Origin of the sequence: Paenibacillus sp. FSL W8-0186, assembly GCF_037969765.1 — a bacterium.
Taxonomy (GTDB): Bacteria; Bacillota; Bacilli; order Paenibacillales; family Paenibacillaceae; genus Fontibacillus; species Fontibacillus woosongensis.
Map to the genome: position 1 here is coordinate 3,249,108 of NZ_CP150207.1, position 21,648 is coordinate 3,270,755.

Annotated in this window: 21 protein-coding genes; 8 read left to right on the plus strand and 13 right to left on the minus strand. The window is 51.9% G+C overall.

Features of this window, described 5'->3' with window-relative positions; translation table 11 throughout:
* Positions 1–22 precede the first annotated feature (22 nt).
* A complete protein-coding gene (gene leuC / locus MKX50_RS14590; RefSeq protein ID WP_213591904.1) occupies positions 23–1,450 on the minus strand; it encodes a 3-isopropylmalate dehydratase large subunit in 1,428 nt (475 codons plus the stop codon).
* A gap of 275 nt (positions 1,451–1,725) precedes the next feature.
* A complete protein-coding gene (gene lepB / locus MKX50_RS14595; protein WP_339157279.1) occupies positions 1,726–2,283 on the minus strand; it encodes a signal peptidase I in 558 nt (185 codons plus the stop codon).
* A 202-nt stretch (positions 2,284–2,485) separates the two neighbouring features.
* Between lepB and MKX50_RS14600 the strand changes: the two genes are divergently transcribed.
* Positions 2,486–3,406: a LysR family transcriptional regulator gene (locus MKX50_RS14600; protein WP_155610068.1), complete on the plus strand. Its 921-nt coding sequence runs from the start codon at positions 2,486–2,488 to the stop codon at positions 3,404–3,406.
* Between the two features lie 64 nt (positions 3,407–3,470).
* On the opposite strand, the gene MKX50_RS14605 is transcribed toward MKX50_RS14600, so the two are convergent.
* Entirely contained in the window at positions 3,471–4,286 is an 816-nt protein-coding gene (locus MKX50_RS14605; RefSeq protein WP_339160136.1) for a carbon-nitrogen family hydrolase, read from the minus strand.
* 179 nt (positions 4,287–4,465) lie between these two features.
* Here MKX50_RS14605 and MKX50_RS14610 point away from each other — a divergent pair, with 179 nt between their 5' ends.
* From MKX50_RS14610 to mtnB, 7 genes are all read left to right on the plus strand, one after another.
* Entirely contained in the window at positions 4,466–5,671 is a 1,206-nt protein-coding gene (locus tag MKX50_RS14610; protein WP_213591898.1) for a pyridoxal phosphate-dependent aminotransferase, read from the plus strand.
* A gap of 354 nt (positions 5,672–6,025) precedes the next feature.
* Positions 6,026–7,132, plus strand: coding sequence for a glutamate 5-kinase (gene proB, locus MKX50_RS14615; RefSeq protein ID WP_213591896.1), 1,107 nt, complete (start codon positions 6,026–6,028; stop codon positions 7,130–7,132).
* Between the two features lie 42 nt (positions 7,133–7,174).
* A complete protein-coding gene (locus tag MKX50_RS14620; protein ID WP_213591894.1) occupies positions 7,175–8,422 on the plus strand; it encodes a glutamate-5-semialdehyde dehydrogenase in 1,248 nt (415 codons plus the stop codon).
* Between the two features lie 14 nt (positions 8,423–8,436).
* A complete protein-coding gene (gene proC, locus MKX50_RS14625; RefSeq protein WP_213591892.1) occupies positions 8,437–9,297 on the plus strand; it encodes a pyrroline-5-carboxylate reductase in 861 nt (286 codons plus the stop codon).
* Complete coding sequence (locus tag MKX50_RS14630) at positions 9,294–10,514, plus strand: 2,3-diketo-5-methylthiopentyl-1-phosphate enolase (RefSeq protein WP_213591889.1); 1,221 nt, start codon at positions 9,294–9,296, stop codon at positions 10,512–10,514. Before proC ends, MKX50_RS14630 begins: the two co-directional genes overlap by 4 nt.
* Positions 10,511–11,191 (plus strand): 2-hydroxy-3-keto-5-methylthiopentenyl-1-phosphate phosphatase, encoded by a 681-nt coding sequence (locus MKX50_RS14635; protein WP_213591887.1) that lies wholly within the window; start codon positions 10,511–10,513, stop codon positions 11,189–11,191. The genes MKX50_RS14630 and MKX50_RS14635 overlap by 4 nt, the downstream gene beginning before the upstream one ends.
* Positions 11,188–11,829: a methylthioribulose 1-phosphate dehydratase gene (mtnB, locus tag MKX50_RS14640; RefSeq protein WP_213591885.1), complete on the plus strand. Its 642-nt coding sequence runs from the start codon at positions 11,188–11,190 to the stop codon at positions 11,827–11,829. The genes MKX50_RS14635 and mtnB overlap by 4 nt, the downstream gene beginning before the upstream one ends.
* A 330-nt stretch (positions 11,830–12,159) precedes the next feature.
* Here the strand turns inward: mtnB and MKX50_RS14645 are convergent, their stop codons facing one another.
* From MKX50_RS14645 to MKX50_RS14690, 10 genes are all read right to left on the minus strand, one after another.
* A complete protein-coding gene (locus MKX50_RS14645) occupies positions 12,160–12,996 on the minus strand; it encodes an undecaprenyl-diphosphate phosphatase (protein WP_213590663.1) in 837 nt (278 codons plus the stop codon).
* 122 nt (positions 12,997–13,118) lie between these two features.
* A complete protein-coding gene (locus MKX50_RS14650) occupies positions 13,119–13,730 on the minus strand; it encodes a DedA family protein (protein WP_213590662.1) in 612 nt (203 codons plus the stop codon).
* Between the two features lie 36 nt (positions 13,731–13,766).
* On the minus strand, positions 13,767–15,719 hold the full coding sequence (locus MKX50_RS14655; protein WP_339157280.1) for an ABC transporter permease: 1,953 nt from the start codon (positions 15,717–15,719) through the stop codon (positions 13,767–13,769).
* Positions 15,694–16,464 (minus strand): ABC transporter ATP-binding protein, encoded by a 771-nt coding sequence (locus MKX50_RS14660; RefSeq protein ID WP_283924903.1) that lies wholly within the window; start codon positions 16,462–16,464, stop codon positions 15,694–15,696. Before MKX50_RS14660 ends, MKX50_RS14655 begins: the two co-directional genes overlap by 26 nt.
* Before the next feature lie 125 nt (positions 16,465–16,589).
* Positions 16,590–17,561 carry a HAMP domain-containing histidine kinase gene (locus MKX50_RS14665; protein WP_283924904.1) on the minus strand — a complete coding sequence of 324 codons (972 nt, stop codon included), beginning with the start codon at positions 17,559–17,561 and terminating at the stop codon, positions 16,590–16,592.
* On the minus strand, positions 17,558–18,259 hold the full coding sequence (locus MKX50_RS14670) for a response regulator transcription factor (RefSeq protein WP_213590722.1): 702 nt from the start codon (positions 18,257–18,259) through the stop codon (positions 17,558–17,560). Before MKX50_RS14670 ends, MKX50_RS14665 begins: the two co-directional genes overlap by 4 nt.
* 129 nt (positions 18,260–18,388) lie before the next feature.
* Entirely contained in the window at positions 18,389–19,453 is a 1,065-nt protein-coding gene (locus tag MKX50_RS14675; RefSeq protein ID WP_213590721.1) for a hypothetical protein, read from the minus strand.
* A gap of 49 nt (positions 19,454–19,502) precedes the next feature.
* Entirely contained in the window at positions 19,503–19,973 is a 471-nt protein-coding gene (locus tag MKX50_RS14680; RefSeq protein WP_213590658.1) for a hypothetical protein, read from the minus strand.
* Complete coding sequence (locus MKX50_RS14685) at positions 19,970–20,458, minus strand: sigma-70 family RNA polymerase sigma factor (protein ID WP_280530406.1); 489 nt, start codon at positions 20,456–20,458, stop codon at positions 19,970–19,972. The genes MKX50_RS14680 and MKX50_RS14685 overlap by 4 nt, the downstream gene beginning before the upstream one ends.
* 239 nt (positions 20,459–20,697) lie before the next feature.
* The gene (locus MKX50_RS14690) at positions 20,698–21,606 is read right to left on the minus strand and encodes a RimK family alpha-L-glutamate ligase (RefSeq protein WP_213590657.1); all 909 of its coding nucleotides are present in this window, start codon (positions 21,604–21,606) and stop codon (positions 20,698–20,700) included.
* Positions 21,607–21,648 lie beyond the last annotated feature (42 nt).

The following is a 21,648-nucleotide window of genomic DNA, read 5'->3' on the forward strand; positions in this document are numbered from 1 at the left end:
GTTCTCCCCTCTTTCGCCTTCGTTAGCTAACGACTTCGCTTTTCACATTCCATTCGCGGACATCCACGAAGCGGCCTTTAATCGCTGCAGCCGCAGCCATTGCCGGAGAAACGAGATGCGTTCTTCCGCCGCGGCCTTGACGTCCTTCGAAGTTCCGGTTGGAGGTGGAAGCACAGCGTTGGCCCGGATCCAGAACGTCGGGATTCATGGCAAGACACATACTGCAGCCCGCATCGCGCCATTCAAAGCCAGCCTCAATAAATACTTTGTCCAGGCCTTCCTTCTCTGCCTGCAGCTTCACGCGGCCTGAACCAGGAACGACGATTGCCGTTACTTTGTCAGATACTTTGTAGCCTCGTGCGATTTGTGCTGCGGCGCGGAGATCCTCAATACGCCCATTCGTACATGAGCCGATAAATACATAGTCGATTTCAATGTCAGTCATCGGCGTGCCTGGAGTAAGTCCCATATATTCAAGTGCTTTCTCGGCAGCCTTGCGTTCGTTTTCCGATGCAAAGTCATTCGGGTTCGGTACGGTTGCGTTGATATTCGTTCCCATACCTGGGCTCGTGCCCCATGTCACTTGCGGAATCAATGCGTCAACATCAAATTCCACGACACGGTCATACTCCGCGCCCTCATCTGTAGTAAGCTTCTTCCACTCCGCTACAGCGCGATCAAAGGCTTCACCTTGCGGAACATGCTCGCGACCGCGCAGATATTCGAAAGTCGTCTCGTCTGGAGCAATCAATCCTGCTCTGGCTCCAGCTTCAATGGACATATTACATACGGTCATTCTTTCTTCCATCGTGAGTTCGCGGATTGCCTCACCGGTATATTCGATAACGTAACCTGTTGCAAAATCCGTTCCATATTGGGCAATAACGCCCAGAATCATATCCTTAGCAGTAACGCCAGGTTTGCGTTTTCCGACAAAACGTACCTCTAGCGTCTTCGCCTTGGCCTGCTGCAAGCACTGCGTAGCCATAACGTGCTCTACTTCACTCGTACCAATCCCGAATGCCAGCGCGCCGAATGCTCCGTGCGTAGAAGTATGGCTGTCGCCGCAGACGATCGTTTTACCTGGGTGAGTCAAACCCAGCTCTGGACCCATAACGTGTACGACGCCCTGATCGATCGTATCCAGATCATAAAGCGTTACGCCGAAATCGCGGCAGTTCTTCGTAAGCGTATCGATCTGCTGCTTGGAAATCGGGTCTTTAATGTTGAAACGGTCTTTCGTCGGAACGTTATGATCCATCGTCGCAAAAGTCAGCTCTGGACGACGTACCTTGCGCCCGCTAAGGCGCAGTCCCTCAAATGCCTGCGGAGAGGTTACCTCATGCACCAAATGCAAATCGATATAAATGATGCTTGGTTTTCCTTCTTCCGCATAAATCACGTGATTGTCCCAAATTTTCTCATACATTGTCTTTTTAGCATTACTCATCGTATTCACCCCACTGAAGGATTCGAACATGTAACGAAGCAATAGAGAGAACATTAACTTTCCTTTAATCCACGCTTCGTATGTTGTCATTAATATATCATCTCTCTATTGATTGTTCCAAGATATAATTTCTATAATAGTTATAGGATTTAGCTATAAAGAAGAGGTAATGGTCAGGTGCCCCCGACTATAAAGAGACCTTCACAGCAAGCTGGCTGGCTATGCCGTGAAAGCCTCTTCCTTCGCCGTGCCGCATAACACCGCGGCATTCCTTTTTATTTAGTGAAGCCTTCGATTCCCATGATATGGTCAAGCGGTACAGGCCCGATCATCCGGCTGTCTTTGCTGTTGTTGCGGTTGTCACCCATCACAAAGATATGGTCCTCGGGTACTTCCCATGCCTGGCTTTGCTCCGCATACATTTGCTCTTTGATGTAAGGCTCCTCCAGCTGGACTCCGTTTCTGAACACTTGTCCGTCTTTAATCTCAATTACGTCGCCAGGCAGGCCGATCACACGCTTAACGTAAAAGAAGTCCTCCTTCTTGTTGCCTGACAAAATACGGATCAGCGGATGCTCGTTTACGCTGTCCCAGAAAGTTCGGTCGCGGTCAATGCGGCTGTCGATGATGACGATATCTTCATATTTCGGCAGCTTCTCCAGCGCGTGCGCTATTTTCCAGGCATAGATCCGCTGTTTGTCGTCCAGCGTAGGCTCCATGGAATGACCGTTCACCTTATATGGCTGAATAACAAATATGCCGATGAACATGCTGATAATGAAGCCGATGATTATAGACAGGCCCCAGCCCTGAACCTCTTTCCATATTTTCATAGAAACGGCAACCTCCATTTACCAAATCATTTATAATAATTATACAACCAACTCGCCTAATAATAAAATTTTAGAGCAGAATACCTGCTTGAAAGCATTAATAAGTCCTATATTTTATTTAAAAATGATAGGCTATACTTATAGAATGCTAATTACAGTCACGTACTGAATCGCTACACCAATTCAAGAAAAAGGTGATCTCATGGAATTAAGGCAGCTCCTTTATACACTGAAGATTGCTGAGGAGCGTAACTTCTCCAGAGCGGCCGACAAACTCCATATCGCTCAGCCGTCGCTCAGCCAGCAATTGTCCAAGCTTGAACAGGAGCTGGGCGTCAAATTGTTCCAGCGTAATACGAGCACCGTAGAGCTTACGCATGCCGGAGCCAGCTTCATCAAGCATGCCCGCAAAATTATGGATGCCGTCGAGCAGCTTCGCCAGGAGATGGACGACATTTCCCAGCTGCGCGCCGGGCGCGTAGTCATCGGAAGCATGCCGATAACTGGCTCACATCTGCTGCCCTATGTTCTGCCGGCGTTTAAAGAAGCCTATCCCGATATACAGGTTACTCTGCTTGAAGATACATCCTTGAACCTGGAGAAGCTCACGGCAGGCGGCGGCACGGATCTCAGTCTGCTTTCCCTGCCGCTGCAGGAGCCTTCTTTAACCTACGAAACGATCGGCGAGGAGAAAATCGATCTGGCCATCCCCCCGAACCACTACCTCGCCGACCCCGGCAATCGGCCCCCGGGCGGAGTAGCTCTGGAGCAATTGTCCGGCGAATCCTTCATCGTCCTAAAGAAGGGCCAAGGCTTCCGCAAAATCATGATTGATTTATGCCGTTCTGCAGGATTTGACCCCGATATCGTGTTCGAGAGCAATAACATTGAGACCGTCCAATCCCTCGTTGCCGCAGGAATGGGCATTACCCTTGTACCGCGCTTTATTGCCCGGGCCAAGCGCAGCGAGCTGATTCCGGTGTATGTCCCGCTGGCGGAGCCGGTTCCAAGCCGCACGCTCGTAATTGCTTATCGGAAAGGACGCTATCTGTCCAAGGCAGCCGAAGCTTTCATCGATACGTTCCGCACAACTATTGAGACTCGAATGAAGGAAGAGCCATAACTGCAAGAAGGCTGTCCCCAGGCTAGTTAAGCCGAGGGGACAGCCTTCTTTTCGCGCTCAGATATTAAGGTGTTACATTATACAGGCTTGGACGCCGATCCTCGAACACCGGAATCCTGGAACGAACCTCGTCGACCAAAGACAGATCAATCTGCCCGGCAATGATGCCTTCCTCTTCTCCGCCCTCGGCGATGACTTCCCCCCACGGATCGATAATCATCGAATGGCCGAAGAAGTTATCTTTCCCGCTTAGTCCGGTGCGGTTGCAGGCTATAACGTACATTTGATTCTCGATCGCCCTGGCCATCAGCAGTGTCCGCCAATGATGCAAACGGGGATGCGGCCATGCCGCCGGCACAAACAATACCTTAGCGCCCGTCAGCGCAAGCGTGCGCATAAGCTCGGGAAAGCGGATATCGTAGCAGATGGAAGCACCCGAGGTTTGTCCGTCCAAGTCAAAGGTCACCGCGGACTCCCCTGGCGCCAAGTGCTTCTCCTCCTGCATGAGCCGGAACAGATGCATTTTGGAATAAGACGCGACCTCTTCACCGCTCCCGTCATAAATCCGCATCGTATTGTACACGTCTCCCCCGCGCTTCTCCGCAATCGAACCGGCTACAATGCGAACCGCATTACGCCGTGCAAAGCCGGAGATCCACTCCCGGGTCTCGCGCCCGTCCACGTCCGCCAATTCATGGATTTGCTCCAGCGCGTAGCCCGTGTTCCACATTTCCGGCAATACGATGACGTCCGGCTTGACGGCCTGGCTGACCGCCTTCTCCATCCAGCTCTCTACGATTTCGCGGTTTTCCGCGGGTCTGCCCATACGAATATCGCATTGAATCATGGCGATGTTCCATGATGTTTGCTGCTGAGTCATGCCGAATCTCCTTTCATCCGTATAATTCATTTTGAGTACCATCATAAGCGCCCTTCCTTAACCATGCAAGTATTGTTTTGGTTCAACTGCAAGCGAACAGACAGCAATCCATTCTATACAGATTGGATAAATCATGTTAAATTATGAATATTGCTATTTTATAGACCGGAGTGTTGAACATGAGCCAACAAAATCGACCACAGGGAGACTCCCTTTTTCCTATTCAGGCCGCTGACGTCATGGATAAGCTGCCGAAGCAGTTTTTTGCTTCGCTTGTCCAAAGCGTGAACCGGGAAATTTCACAGGGTCATGATGTGATTAATCTCGGTCAGGGCAACCCCGATCGCCCTACGCCCGAGCATATCGTTAGAGCCGCGCAGCAAGCCGTGGCCAATCCGCAGTATCATAAATATTCCCCGTTTCAGGGCTACAGCTTCCTCAAAGAAGCCGTCTGCCAACGCTATCGTGAAGACTACGGGGTTACGCTGGATCCGGAGAAAGAGGTTGCCATTCTATTCGGCGGCAAGACCGGGCTTGTCCAGATCGTCCAGATTTTACTTAATCCTGGCGACCTGTGCCTGGTTCCCGATCCGGGATATCCCGATTACTGGTCGGGTGCTGCTCTCGCCGGAGCCGAAATGTCCTTCATGCCGCTGAGAGAGGACAACGCCTACTTGCCGGATTATGGAGCCATCTCGCCCCTTGACCGCAAGCGGGCAAAGCTGATGTTCCTGAATTATCCGAATAATCCGACTTCGGCTACGGCGCCGCTGTCCTTTTATGAAGACACCGTCAGGTTTGCTGCCGAGAACCAAATCGTTGTCGCGAGCGATTTCGCCTACGGGGCCATCGGTTTTGACGGCCAAAAACCCGTAAGCTTCCTGCAAGCGGAAGGCGCCAAAGAAGTGGGCGTGGAGTACTACACCTTATCCAAAACCTATAATATGGCCGGCTGGCGTGTTGCCTTTGCGCTTGGAAACGAAAAAATTATTTCGCTGATCAATTTGCTGCAGGATCATATATATGTGAGCTTGTTCGGCGGCATTCAGGAGGCGGCCAAGGTCGCGCTGACGGCTCCCCAGGACAACGTCGCCGAGCTTGTAGCCGTGTATCAATCCCGCCGTGACGCTCTTTTCGATGCACTGGCGCAAATCGGTTGGGAAGCACGCAAACCGAGCGGCTCCTTCTTTTCCTGGCTGCCGGTGCCTAGTGGCTGGGACTCCGCCTCCTTCGCCCGCAAGCTGCTTACCGAGGCCAAGGTCGCCGTTGCACCAGGGATCGGCTTTGGCCAGCATGGAGAAGGCTATGTCAGAGTCGGGCTGCTGAGCAGTGAGGACCGCCTGCGCGAAGCGGTGCAGCGAATCGGCAAGCTTGGCATGTTCTAACTGTTTTGCTTTGCAATGCCGCAGAACGCATGGTATTCTATCAATAAATCCAATTCGTATTTTCAAATGGATATTTATAAATTTGACTAAACGTGAAGACGGGACCAGTACGATAGCCAGCGTCGTCCAGAGAGTAAATTCCTTTGGCTGTGAGAATTTACCGTTCGCCCTTTCGGAACCCTATCCCCGAGCGGCCGGCCGAGAAGCCGGACAGCGCCCCTGTTACCGGGCTTTGAGTCGGATGAGATATTCATCAATAAAGGTGGTACCGCGGAAGTGTAACTTTCGTCCTTTGCGCTGCAAGGGGCGAAGGTTTTTTTATTTTCTTCATCATAATTATTAGGAGTGATCTCCATGCTACGCCGCATCGTTGTCAAAATAGGGAGCAGCTCGCTGACTTCACCGGAAGGAGGATTGAACCGGGCAGCTATCGACTACTTCGCCTCTGAATTAGCCGCCCTCCACGGGCTCGGCTGCCAGGTACTGCTGGTCACCTCCGGGGCAGTAGCCGCCGGATTCCGGGAGATCGGCTATCCGGAGCGTCCAAAGCTGCTTCATGAGAAGCAGGCTGCGGCTGCCGTAGGGCAAGCGCTGCTTATGCAAAATTACCGGGAAGCGCTATCCGAGCACAACGTCGCCTCGGCTCAAATCCTGCTGACCCGCTCGGATTTCCAGAACCGCAAGCGCACGGGCAATGCCAGCATGGCCATCGAGGAGCTGCTTAAGCGCCAGGTATTGCCGATTATCAACGAGAATGACACCGTATCCGTCGATGAACTGAAATTCGGCGATAACGACACCTTGTCCGCGCTGGTTGCGAACCTGCTGCGCGCAGATCATTTGATCATATTAACGGACACGGACGGCCTGTATACGGAGGATCCGCGCATCAATCCATCTGCGAAGCGCATCGGGCAGGTGGACGAAATCACAGACGATATTTACGCTATTGCGGGCGGTGCCGGTTCTGCCGTCGGTACGGGAGGCATGCGCTCGAAGATCGATGCCGCAAAGATCGCCACCCGGGGCGGCGTATCTGTATTTGTCGGCAAGATGACGCTGCCCGGCCAGCTGAAGGACATTCTGGAAGGACAAGGCCAAGGGACATACTTTGAAACGCGCTCCTCTACTCTGCCGCGCAAGAAGCAATGGCTTGGATTTCTATCCACGCCGCTGGGGACGCTGACTGTAGATCAAGGCGCTGAGGAAGCGCTTATCCATGGCGGCCGCAGCCTGCTTCCCGTCGGCGTAAGACAAGCTCAAGGATATTTTCATGCCGGGGATGTCGTTGAAGTTGTCAATCAGGACAAGGAAACGCTGGGCCGGGGAATCGTGAACTATGATTCTGAGCAATTGCAGGATATTATGGGATTAGCGAGCACAGAAGTCGTCAAGAAGCTGGAAGGCATCCACCGTCTCGAAGTCATTCATCGGGATGAATGGATTTCATTAAAATTATAAATAAAGAGCTTTATATTTTTATGATTCCAAGGAGGTATTCAAATGAGCGAAGTAAGACAAAAGGCAGAACTTGCCCGAAAAACAGCAAGCATATTGAACAGTCTGACCACAGAACAGAAAAACCAGGCATTGCTGAACTGCGCCCAGGCTTTGATCGATCATAGCGAAGCCATCATTGAAGCAAACAAGGAAGACCTGCAGCGCGGCCGGGAGAACGGCACTTCGGTTTCCCTGCTGGATCGTCTGGCGCTTACAGAAGAGCGTATCTCCGGCATTGCGGAAGGCCTGCGCCAAATCGTGGAACTGCCGGATCCGGTCGGGGAGACGCTGGAGACGATCGACCGTCCTAACGGCCTGCATATCGTCAAGAAGCGAGTGCCCCTTGGCGTAATCGGCATTATTTATGAAGCGCGTCCGAACGTGACCGTCGATGCCCTTGGCCTGTGCCTAAAGACCGGCAATGCTGTCGTACTGCGCGGCGGCTCCTCGGCCTTGTCCTCCAACCGCAAAATCGTGGAGATCATCCATGAATCTCTGTCGGGCAGTGCCGTTCCTCGCGATGCGGTGCAACTGATCGAAGATCCAAACCGTTCTTCGGTTGACGAACTGATCAAGCTGAACGGCCTGATTGATGTTGTCATCCCGCGCGGCGGCAGCTCGCTGATCCAGACGGTCGTTCAGAACGCAAGCGTGCCCGTCATCGAGACCGGTGCCGGCATCTGCCATACGTACCTGGATGCGTCAGCGGATCCGTCTATGGCCGCAGACATTACGATGAACGCTAAGGTTCAGCGCCCTTCGGTGTGCAACGCAATGGAGACGCTGCTTGTGCATAAGGACTTTGCGCAGTCCCATTTGGCAGACATCGCTGGCAAGCTGCGCGAGGCGAGCGTAGAACTGCGGGGATGCGATGAGACTCTACGCCTGATCTCCTGGGCCAAACCTGCGGCTGAAGAAGATTACGCTACCGAATATAATGATTACATTCTTAACATCAAGATCGTCGATAGCCTGGATGCGGCTCTGCGGCATATCGACCGCTTCGGCACGAAGCATTCGGAATGCATTGTGACCGAGAATGGTCCGAACGCGGAGCGATTCCAGCAGGAAGTCGACGCTGCGGCAGTATATCATAATGCTTCCACCCGCTTTACGGATGGATTCGAATTCGGCTTTGGAGCCGAAATCGGAATCAGCACTCAGAAACTGCATGCCAGAGGACCGATGGGTCTGCCTGCGCTAACCTCAAGCAAATACATCATTAACGGCAGCGGACAGATTCGGAAATAAGGAGGCTTCATACGATGACGATAAACAACACGAATAACGCCCCTTCGATATGCTTCTACGGCGCCGGCTCCATGGCGGAGGCTATCGTGCGAGGACTGATCCATCGCAAGGTAGCCCCGCCGGAATCCATTACGATGCTGAACCGCAGCAATCAGGAGCGGTTAGCCCATTTGGAGTCTGCCTACGGCATCAAAACGGGACGCAGCGATGCGGAGAAGGAATCGAGCCTCATCTCCGCATCGGTCATCGTCCTGGCCATGAAACCCAAAGACGCTGGAGAAGCGCTCAAGGCGCTAGGACCGAAGCTTAACCAAGAGCAGCTCATCGTATCCGTCATCGCGGGACTTTCCATCTCTACGATTCAAGCCTTGCTTGGATATAAGGCGCCGATCGCGCGTACGATGCCTAACACTTCTAGCTCGATCGGTTTTGGCGCCACCGGCATCTCCTTCTCTGGTGAGGTGAACGAAACGCAAACCGCTCAGGTACTGAAAATGTTCGAAGCCGTTGGCACCGTTCAGGTCATCCCCGAAGAGCAAATGGAGATTTTGACCGGTGTATCTGGAAGCGGCCCGGCATACATCTATTATATGATGGAAGCGATGATCGAAGCAGGCATCGAAGGCGGGCTTAGCGTAGAGCAGGCACGCGAGCTTACCGTACAGACCGTGCTCGGTGCTGCTGCCATGATGAAGGAGACGGGTGAAGAACCAGCCAAGCTCCGCAAGGACATCACTTCCCCGAACGGCTCCACGCAGGCAGCGCTCGAGACGCTGGCAGCCGGCAGCTTCAACGCTACCGTCAAGGCAGCCGTGCATCGCGCCGCCGAGCGCTCCAAGGAAATGGGCGAAGCCGTAAAGGAGGCATTGTTATGAGCTATTGTACGGCCACGTACCGTATTTATGATGATAAAGCAGACTTTCATAAGAAGGCCGAGTCCATCGCTGTCGGCATGACCGTCGGTACATGGACTGAACTGCCGCAGGTTAAGCAGGATCAGATGCGGGGACACCTCGGGCGGGTCGAGAGCGTCCAGATCCATGACTCGCAAGGCGGCGTGCCGGGGGAGCGTTATGCCGACGTATCGATCTCCTACCCGGACATCAATTTTACTTCTGACATTCCGGCACTGCTCATTACTGTCTTCGGCAAAATTTCTATGGACGGCAAAATCAAACTGCTCGACCTGAAGCTGTCCGATGCTTTTCTCAGCGCCTATTCCGGTCCGAAATTCGGCATCCAGGGCGTTCGTGAGCTGCTTGGCGTGCCTCATCGCCCGCTGCTCATGAGCATCTTCAAATCCGTCATCGGTTATGACCTGAACGGACTCCGTGAACAATTCATGGCTCAGGCGTTGGGTGGCGTCGATCTCATCAAGGATGATGAGATCCTGTTCGAGAACCCGCTGACGCCTATTGAGCAGCGCGTACGCGTATGCCGCGAGGCTGCGGAGGAAGCCAAACAGGTTACCGGCAAGGAACTGCTCTATGCGGTCAACCTGACTGGACGCACGTCGTCCCTGAAGGAGCAAGCACTGCGGGCGATCGATGCAGGTGCAACCGCCCTGCTGTTCAGCGTACTGCCGTATGGCTTTGACGTCCTGCACGAGCTGAGCAGCGATCCGGACATTACCGTGCCAATCGCAGCGCATCCGTCGCTTGCAGGAGCGCTCTACCCATCGCCGCATTACGGCATTGCCGCATCCCTGCTGCTCGGGAAACTCATGCGCATTGCCGGAGCCGATCTGGTTCTTTTCCCTTCTCCTTACGGATCGGTCGTCATGCCGCGGGAAGAGAACCTGGCCATCCAGCGCGAGCTCATAACCCCAGAGCTGGCGATCCGCAGCAGCTTCCCTGTGCCATCCGCGGGCATCCATCCCGGACTCGTTCCGCAAATCCTAAGCGATTTCGGTACGGATGTTGTCGTAAATGCCGGGGGCGGGATTCATGGCCATCCAGATGGTGCCAGCAGCGGCGGCCGCGCCTTCCTGCAAGCGATCGACGCCTCATTGAACGGGGTGCCGCTCGAGCAGGCGGCAGAGAGCCTGCCTGAACTGAAAGCTGCGCTCGATATTTGGGGAGGTCGCAAATGAATAGCCGTAAACAGCCCGTCATTTTCTGTGATTTCGACGGGACGATCACATTAAGCGATAATATTGTAGCGATTATGAAACATTTCAAGCCTGAGGGCTACGAACCGATCATGGAGCAAATTTTATCCCACGACATATCTATCCGTGAGGGAGTCGGGCGGATGTTCGCCCTGCTCCCTTCCTCCATGAAACGGGAGGTTACGGATTTCGTCCTAGGGCAAGCCGGCATTCGCGAAGGCTTCGCAGAATTTCTAAGCTATTTGCGCGAACGAGGCATTCCGTTTTATGTGACCAGCGGCGGGATCGATTTCTTTGTACTGCCGCTGCTCGCCCCTTTTGATATACCGAAGGAGCATATCTACTGTAATGGTGCCGACTTCAGCACCGAAGGTATCGAGATCACGTGGCCGAATCCCTGCGATGAACATTGCGACAATGACTGCGGCATGTGCAAAACGACGGTCATGCGGCGATTCCCGGCCAGCCAATACGAACGCATCTTGATTGGCGACAGCCTGACGGACTTCGAAGGCGCCAAGCTGGCGGACCGCGTCTATTCCCGAGCCCGCCTGACGGAGAAATGCCAGGAACTCGGCGTTAACCACACGCCGTTTGAAACTTTCCATGACATTCGCCAAGACCTTATTCAACGAGAAGGAGATATAATAAGAAAATGAGTTTCCATGCCATTTCTTTAGAAGAGAAGCAATCCGCCCTGGACGAGCTGCGTAAGGCCAAGGAGCAATTTGCCGCGCGAGGCTGGTTTCCGGGCACAAGCGGCAACCTGTCCATCCGCGTTGGGGAATTCTCTCCCGACTCGTTCCATTTCGCGGTAACGTCAAGTGGTAAAGACAAATCGATTCATACCCCGGAGGATTTCCTTTTCGTTGACGCTGCCGGCGAGCCCTGCGAGGCGACGAAGCTGAAGCCCAGCGCGGAGACGCTGATCCACGCCAAGATCTACCGCATGACCGGCTGCGGCGCGATCTTCCACGTGCACACCGTGTTCAATAACGTCCTGAGCGAGCTCTACGGCGATCAAGGTTATGTTCCCGTGCAGGGAATCGAACTGATTAAGGGGCTGGGCATCTGGGAGGAAAATGCGGCCATCGAAATTCCGGTGCTCCCGAACTACGCCGACATTGCTGCGATTGCCAAGCTTGTTCCCGATGCCCTGAAGCCGGAAATCCCCGGCATACTGCTGCGCAACCACGGGATTTACGTTTGGGGCAAAAATGCCTTCGAAGCGAAGCGGCATTTAGAAGCGTTCGAGTTTATATTCGAGGTTGAATATCGCAGACTTGCTTTAAAATAAATAACGGCCTAATTCCTATGCAACCAGCCCCCTTTGGCTAACGGACACAAGAACCGCTATTTTGCTTTTTATACTGAATTTGGCAAGGTAAGCGGACATAGGATCCGTTATTCGCTCTATGTAAGCTTGTTTAGTTGACTTTTCGGCCTAATAGCGGAACGACTGTCCATTCAGCTTAAATTCAGGCACTCTTTTAAGAAATAGCGGATCTACGGTCCGATTAGAACGAGCCAGAGTACGATTTGGAGTAATTTTCACCCAAGAACTTAAAAAGGCAGTCTCATGCTTAGCGCAAACTAAGTACGAGACTGCCTTTCATCATTGACTTAATTAGAAAAATACGATCCAAATGACAACAGCGAGCAATATCCGGTAAATGGCAAACGGCATCAGCTTAATGCGGTTGATCAGCTTCAGGAAGAATCGGATCGACAACAGAGCAAAAATGAAGGCGCTAATGAAACCGGCGATGAAGAACGGCAGCGCATCAAGCGTCATATACTCCCAGTTCTTGTATAGAGAGATCGCGCTTGCCCCGCACATGATCGGAACAGCCATAATAAACGTGAAATCCGCCGCCGCGCGGTGGCTCATTCCCGCCAGTACCCCTCCGGAAATCGTGGAGCCAGAGCGGGAGAAGCCTGGCCAAATCGACAAACACTGGATCAAGCCAACGACTAAGGCATGTCCATACGTCATTTGATCTACCGTTTGAATCTTCGGCTCCTTCGGGCCGAATTTATCGGCAGCAATCATCAGGATCGCTCCCAGCACAAGTCCAATCAATACCGTGGACGTAGAGAACAAATACTCATCGATATAATCCTCAAACAGCACGCCCAAGATCCCGGCCGGGATCAACCCGACGATAACCTGCCCCAGCTTCAACCGCGGCCCGCCTGCGGTTACGGCCTGATTGCTGAAGCGCGACAAGCCAAGCAAATTGAGGATCCGATCCTTGAATACAACCAAGACCGCCAAAATCGATCCAAGCTGGATCACGACCTTAAACGTATTGGCGGCATATTTGGAGGACAATATCTGCTCCGTTTTCAGCCACATATCATCTACGATAATCATATGTCCCGTCGAGGAGACCGGCGCAAATTCAGTGACACCTTCTACCAATCCCAGAATGATGGCTTTAATAATATCCAAAAATAACATGCTCCTACTTCCCCTCTTCTCCGATGTGCCGGAAGACTGTTAGATTCGGTGTTTGGCAGCACATCGCTTGCCTTCCAGCTTATAAAACTCCTTTAATAGAATAGATGGTTTGCAGCCATTTTTCAAGAAGCCCTCTTCCGTCTGCGCATGAACCAAATGAAAAAGACAATCAGTCCCGCGCCTATGATCCCATAAGCAATGTTGGAATAAACGTCCATGAACGCGACGATCTTCTCCCAGGAGCTGCCTACCGCAGCGCCTACGGACACCAGAATCACGTTCCATATCAGCGTCCCGACGGTGGTATAGAGGAGAAACAAGCCGAATTTCATCTTAGCCATGCCAGCCGGAATAGAGATCAGGCTGCGAATGAGGGGAATCATCCGGCAGAACAGGACCGTCCAGTAGCCATATTTATCAAACCAGGCGTCCGCTTTGCGAACATCCTCCTTTTTGAGCCTTAGATACTTTCCCCACTTGTCGATGATCGCTTCCAGGCGATCGACATTCAGCATATAGCCTGCGCCGTACAGAATAACAGCTCCAAGCACAGAACCTAGCGTAGCAGCAATGATAACACCGGTCATCGTCAGATCCGAATACGTCGTCATAAAACCGCCAAACGTCAGAATCACCTCGGAAGGAATCGGCGGGAAAACATTCTCGAGCGCAATGAGCAAAAATATCCCTATGTACCCGAACTGCTCCATAAATTCAGTAATCCAGTTTTCCATATCGTACCTCCACAGATTATCTTATCTCTTATTCTCTCAGCCAAGGGCCTTTCTTAAATTGCGCAAATACCGTCTTCTAATGAAGAAGAAGTACATGATTTGGATAACGAAAAAACTCATCAAAATAAATCCGGCCTCCATCGCGATGGAGAAATTCAAGTAGCTCTGCAGAGCAACAAAAGCAAAAAAGCTGTGGATTATCGCCAGAACGATGGGCACGAAGAAGAGCAGTCCGATTTGCCGGGTGATCATCGTGTCGATCTCCTTTTTCGTTACCCCGATTTTCACCATCGTAGTATACTGGCGGCGGTCATAATCCAAATCTGCATACAGCCTGAAATATAAAAAACTACCCGACGCAATGAAAAACACAGTGCCGACGAGCAGCGCAATAAACAGCATTGTGCTGTAAATGCTCTTCTGAACGGCGAACAGCGTACCGCTGACGGTCATTGCATACGGCTGCTCCTCTTCATAAGCCATCTTCCCCCGGCGGGTCAAGGCATTCCCGATTTCCTCCCCCTGCGTTGGATCCTGGAAGTAAAAACCGAAATAACGATCTTCCTGCGCGGATGCAGGAAGACGGTCCATCCACTCATCGCTGACGACGAGGCCGCTGAACTTCCCTTCCATCCTGCCGCCTAGCTCCAGCATTAAATATTCAGGGATTGGCACATGATTCGTAATTCCTCTTTCCACGATCTTCAGCCCCGTGCCAGGTATCGTGTACGAGGCAAGCGGCCGCTCCTTCAGCAGCGGTCTCTCGCGCTGCGATCCCAGCATAATGAGCGCATCCTGGCCTGACAATGGCACTTCCTCAAATGGGATTCCCGCCGCAGCGATCAAACGGGCATAATCCGAGTACGATACAAGCGCCATACGCATAGCCGCCGGTGCTGATCTGGACGCTTGAACAACGTCGACAATTCTGATCGACAGGCTGACGCGCTCGTAGGTTATTCCGCGCGCCGTCAACTCGCTTTCTATCTCAAGCAAATGATCGCGCTCAAGCAAATTGGCCGCTTTGGATACATAGCCGATCCCCGCAAGGTAATCCTGCCGGAATTCGTCGGACAACCGGTGAATGGAGGCGAATACCCCGATGGCGCAGAACGTGATCGTTGAAATGATCGTCACGAGGAACAGCATTTGCGCATTCCTGCTCATCCGCTGCGCCAGCGCGGGAACCGTTACGATATTCGTCTTCCGCCAGAACAGCCGGGGCCGCCTCCTCACCAATGCCAGGAAATACGCGCCGAAATGGGCATACACCAGGTAAGTGCCGACCACTGTCATCAAGGTTACCGGTATCATACGCATGACAACGTTTGCCGCGGTTGAGGTTGCCGCCAAATAATAGCTCAATATTACGAGACCTGCGCCTACACCGGATAGTACCGGCGACTTTCTCGGCGGCTCGACTACCCGCTGATTCGACTGAAACAGCGTCATAAGCTTGCTTTTGCCAATTAGGGCGGGCGTGTACAGGGAGATGAGCAAAAACAGTGCTGCAAACGACATCAACGTCAGCAGCAGGGCCGCCCAGGAAATGTGAAAGCTGAGCCGTTCAATGCCAAGCATATTGGCCCCGGCCATCAGGAACAGCTTCGCCGACACAAGGCCTGCAGCAATCCCGGTTACAATGGATGCGCCGCCGATTGCCACATTTTCCAGGAACAACATGCGGTTAAGCTGCTTTACGGTCATCCCGTGCAGCCTTAATATCCCAAACTCTCTTTTGCGCGACTGCAAAAAAGAAGCTACTGAATAAATAACGAAAAAAAACGAAAAAAAGTATACAGTTCCCTCCGCTACCTGTAAAGCCTGTACTGCCTGGTCATAAATCATGTTCTCTTGAATGCCGGGATGGAACAGAAACAGAGCGCACAGAAAAAAAACCATGACCGAAAACGAGCTGCTTAAATAATAGGCGGCATAGGTCCGCTTGTTGCGGAGCACATGGCTAAAGGCGAAATGTCGAAAGGTCATGCGTATCCCCTCCGAGCAGCGATAGCATATCGATAATTTTCTGAAAAAAAACCTGCCGGCTGCTGCCCCGGTAAATCTCGTTATAGAACTTCCCGTCCTTGATGAAAATAACCCGATGGCAGTAGCTCGCAGCTACGGCATCATGCGTAACCATAAATATCGTCGCCTGTTCCTCCTCATTCAGGGCGGTAAATGCCTCCATCACTTCGCGGGAGGATCTCGAATCCAGATTCCCTGTCGGCTCGTCAGCCAGAATCAAGGAAGGGCGGTGAATCATCGCCCGGGCGATGGCTGTTTTCTGCATCTCTCCGCCGGATACCTCGAACGCATATTTCTTTAACAGTCCACCGATCCCTAGTCTTTGCGCGATGGCTGCGGCCCTGCTCTCCATTTCCCGTACTGGCGTGCCATCCAGCGTCAATGGAAGCACAATGTTCTCTTCGATCGTCAAAGTGTCCAGCAAATTGAACTGCTGAAAAATGAAGCCCAGCTTACGGCGGCGGAACAATGCAGTATCTTCCTCGCTCATTTGATGCGGCTCTCTTCCTTCGATCAGCACGCTTCCTGATGTCGGTTCGTCGATCGTGGCCATAACATTCAGAAGCGTCGTCTTGCCGCTGCCGGATGGCCCCATCACGCCGACGAACTCCCCGCGCTCCATCCGGAAGGTAACACCCTTAAGCGCCGGCGTGGGAACTTTGCCTTCGTATATTTTTGATAAAGCACGCACTTCTAGCACCGACATAGCTCAATATCTCCTATCTGACAGGGATGATCATAGTATAAGTTCTCCCGCCTTCACGAAGCCACATCTTAACCTTACACTTCCCTTACAACTCTGTAAGCTTGCGCTTGTGAGCCGAATTCATCCTAGAATTTCATCCGGACGAGGGTACCCCGCCCCTCTTCCGACTCTATGTCAAGCTCATGGCCCAGTTTCCGGCAGATTTCTTTGGCCAAATACATCCCCATCCCCGTTGATTCCTGAAACCTGCGGCCATTCTCTCCCGTGAAATAAGCGTCGAATACGCGCGGCAGGTCACTCTCTGGAATACCGATCCCTTCATCCTCGATTTCCAGCATGGTTCGCCCGTTCTTTGCGTAAGCACGGAAATACAGTTTGCCGTTCTCCCTTAGCGTATAACGGACGGCATTCGTGATCAGCTGAGTCAATACAAAGGTCAGCCATTTCTCGTCGGACACGACGGACAACTGCGGTTCCATTTCTATGACCGGAAATACCTTTCCGCGAATGAACAAGCGCTTTTGTGCCGTAATTAACGAACGGACTAACTTCTCCAATCCAAGAGTCTCCACATAAATATCATGCTCGAATTGATCAAGACGGGCGGTATAAAGGACCATATCCAGCCCTTTTCTCAGCCTGTCCAGTTCATCAGCGATCGCCACCGAACGTGAATCGCTCTCCTGCTGCACCATCAAATGAATGACAGAAATCGGCGTCTTCATCTGGTGCACCCACTGGTTGATGAAACGGATATGACCTTCGATCTTCTCCGTCTGCCCGCTCAGCTCGGAGATATAATGCCGATATTGCGATTTCAGCAGGCGATGCAGGCTCTCGGATAACGGGGATGACGGCTTCACATCGGTGAAATCCCCGATCGATTCGGCCGGTTCCTGCAAGCGGCGGTAGAAGGATCGATGCGTCAAATAGCGGAATACTAAATATCCGACCAGGAGGCAGCTGCTCAGCAGCACCGCATACATGCTGACCGCGGCATTACGGTAGCCGTCCAGCCAGTAAACAAAGGTAACGACCGCTAGTTGAATAAAGTAAATGACGATGACGGGCCGCTGCTCCCGCAAAAACAGCCTCATGGCGTGTTCTCCCAGCTGGGAACGAGCCGGTAGCCCTGCCCCCGGACTGTCTGAAGCGCATCTTCGATGCCTAGCGCGGACAGCTTCTTGCGAACTCGGGTTACATATACATTTAGCGTGTTGTCATCGACGAAAATTTGCTCGTCCCATATTTTCTCCAACAGGCGATCCCTGCTGACCACCTGTTCGGATTTTATCATCAATTCATCCAATATTTTCATTTCTGTATGACTCAGCTCGACCCTCATCTCATGAAGGAACAAACATAACCGTTCACGGTCCAAGCGGAGCCCCTGAACCTGAAGCGGGCGGCCTTCCGCTTGCGCCGCATAGGTTCCATAGGCTCGGCGAAGATGACTATTGATTTTGGCAAGTACGATATCATAGTCGAAAGGTTTTGTTATATAATCATCTGCTCCATTATCAAGCCCCATCACCTGATCCATTTTGCCGTCGCGAGCAGACAGAAAAATGATCGGACAGGTCGACAGGCTGCGGATTTGACGGCACCAATAATATCCGTCATACTTTGGCAAATTGACGTCCAGCAGCACGAGATGAGGAACATACTGCCTAAACTGCGTATTAATGCTCTCGAAATCAGTTACTGCAAAAGTCTCATAATCAAACTTATGCAAATATTCCTCCAGAAGCTTGACCAGCCCCTGATCATCTTCGACAATGAAAATTTTGAACATCATCTTTCTCCTTTTTACTACTTCGATCTAAAAGTGGCCCTGTGGATTTTAACCCCTTCTATCTTAGCAAAGAAACGTCCCTATATGCGAAAAAGAAGCCCCGCTGAACTGCAGAGCTTCTTCTCACCATCAATATTCCTCATACCGTTTGTCTTTGTGCCTCGTCCTAGATAGCAGTTTGATCCCGCCTCCAATGAGTACCAGAGAGACAATAAGCGGCCGCAAATAGTTTGTGATGAATTGGTTAATGCGGAATTCCGGAAGGAACCGGTCGAACAACGGAACGACAAGGCTCATGGTCACGTAATAGATGCCAAGCAGAAGCAATATCAAGCCAAGCCAATTCTGGTTGTCGCCTTTCCAATTCAAGAGCGGACGATCCTCAAGCTGTAGAACCCGGTCATAGCGGCTTGCTGCTTGTAATCCGTCAAAGAAGCTGTAGAACCAGATGACCGGAACAATGAATAGAAACAAGGACAACCGCAGAACATCGATAATATAGAAGCTGCCCAGGAACAAAACCATCAGCTGAAGACCGCGCTTCTGCATCCCGAGGTACATTTGGCCAGCCCCGGGAAAAGCAGACAGCAGCGTCGCCAGCACCTTACTGCGTTTTCCTTCCACCCGGCCCGATTCCCATTCGTCAAACAGCGTTCGATCGATCAGCAGTTCTCCAGCCTGTTTGCGGTGAACCAGCTGCACAGCGTCGAACATGCAGTACAGCCAAATAATCGGCAGCAGGCCGAGGAATAGCAGAAACACAGTTTGATGCGTCAACCCGGTGACAACAAACATGATCGTGATTAAGCCGAAGAAGCTGATCAGAAAGGACAAACCGCGCTGCATTAAACCAAGCTGAAAATGGCCCAAGCCAGGTACGAACGACAGTAAAATCGTATAGAAGCGCTCCGCATCAGCTTCGCCTTTGCGCGGCGTCTCGTACGGATAGGCAGACAAATCCGCGTCAGGAGCACGAAGCAGAGTGATGATCAAATCCAGCATGCAGATGCACCAGAGCACAAATGCACAGATGGCGGCGGCAAGCATTAATCCCCCTTCATTGCTGGCAACGGCAGCAAGGAAGCCAAGCAGCAACCCCCCGAAGAAAAATAGCGGATAAAGAACTCCCCTTATCTTACGCCCCCAATATAAATGGCCCAGTCCGGGAATGCAATTTAGAACGAATGCCAGCATTTTATTTCGATAACGAGGCAATAGAATCCCTTCCTTTCATAGTAATTATTTAAGGTTTCAAATGATCAATCCAGCCTGCGGTTCTGTCCATAATTTGCTTACTTACGGACGGCTCCGTTGCAGGAGGCATAATATACTCGGTTCCAGATTTCAGGTGATCAAACGCACCCAGCGATAACAGGAATAAAGTAATCGACGCCGCAATGACGTAATTGAACAGCGGATGCTCCCTTAAGCGTCTTTTCCGGATTAACGGCTTCGCGGATTCTCTCGCTTGCTGCGCGTGGCCTTGAGTCTTGCGCATCACCGCTTCGATGAATGCTTCCTCCTGCTGCAAGTCGGGCAGTTCCTGCTCATGCTCAGCTAACGCAGCGATATAAGCTGCCAGAGCTTCGTCGTCATGCAGCAGCAATACTTCGGCCTGCCGCGTCTGCTGCTCGTTTAGTTCTCCTCGGATATATTTATCCCAGCAGATTTCCCTGCTCTGATCATTTCTACTGTCCTTCCCCTGGTCATTCATCGCCACTCCTCCTCCTTCCAATGCTCGCGAATCCATGATCTTGCCCGGTATAATCTCGACTCTACCGATTTCACCGCAATAGACTGCTCCGCTGCGATATCATCATAGCTTTTGCCCTCTATATAAAACGCCGTAATAATATCCCGATGCCCCGGCGGCAGCGTCAAAATACGGGTTCGCAGCTGCGCTTTGCGTTCCTCATCCATCAGTTGCTGCAGCACGTCGTCTTCCTGGGCTGGTGCGATATGTAACACTTCCGCAGGATCCCACTGCTCCTCTCTGCGGCGATCCCGTTTCCGCTTTAAATCGATTGATTTATGAACCGCAATGCGTGTCAACCAGGTTTTGAAGCCTTCAAATCGGTATCCGGGGAGAGATTTGTATACTTGTAAAAATATTTCCTGTGCTGCGTCCTCGGCTTCCTTATGATCATGAAGCACGGAATAAGCGACCCGGAACACATATGGCCCATATTGGCTGACCAATTCACGGAATGCGCCGCGATCGCCCCGCTGTATTCTTAGAATAAGCTGCTTTTCCTCAATGACTCTCCCCTCCTTCCCATCTATATAGACGAAGCAGCCTGGTGCCGCCCCTGCATATTATTTTAAAAACTTATATTTTCTTTATATCATAACAAAGACGCTGGCGATTCCATGATCGCTAGCGTCTCTACCTCCCAGGGCTAAACTCTCGTATCTCTTCTTTTTGCGGTTGTTGCGATTCAGTCATACCGATGGATACGCACCCTAAGGAAATTATAGATTTCCTCCGGGATATTCACGTTACAGCACGATTCGAGACCCTCGAAGCCGGGCGAAGAGTTGGCCTCGCATATTTTATAATGGTCGCCATCAAAGAGCAGGTCGATCCCTGCGATATCCAAATTTAGAATCCGCGAAGTTTCCAGCGCAAGCCATTCGATTTCCGGCGTAATTTCATAGGGCTCCACCAAGCCGCCCCGCGAAAAATTGGCCTTGAAGCTGTCGCTTCCAGAATAGCGCTTCATGGCAGCCACAGCTCGTCCGCCGATCGTAATAACCCGCAAGTCTATGCCCCGGCTCGTTTCGACGAACTCCTGCAGGATCATCGTGGCATCCTCTTTATAAGCACTGATCATTTCAATTAAATCAATGAATTTGTTGCGAGTTTCGGCCAGGAACACGCCACAGCCCTGGGAACCCGCAATCGTCTTCACCACGACGGGAAAACCCAGATGCTTGTCCACCAGATCTACATCAACCTTCGAGCGAATCAGCATCGTTTTGGGAACGGGCAGATTATGCTCCGCCAAAATTTGCAAGGTATACATTTTATCCTTTACCGTCTCAATGCTCTGGGACGAGTTGAACGTCTTAACGCCCAGCCGCTCCAGATGCCGAATTAATGCCAGACCAAAATAATTCGTCCCGGCCCCCATACGCGGCAGGACGAAGTCCGGCAGCTGCAGTACTTCGCCGTCGACCATAACGCTCTTGCGGTCATCCCGGGTAACGATCAGTTCGAACTGCTCCGGTGAAAAAACGCGGACATCCATGCGGTGTCTTTCCGCCTCTTCCAGCAATCGTTTCAATTCGAATGTTTCGGGTCTTACTTCGTTGGTAGCGCTCTTGTAAATGATCCAGCCTTTCATGACATTCTCCTCCCGATCTAATGAATGCACAAACTGGTCTAT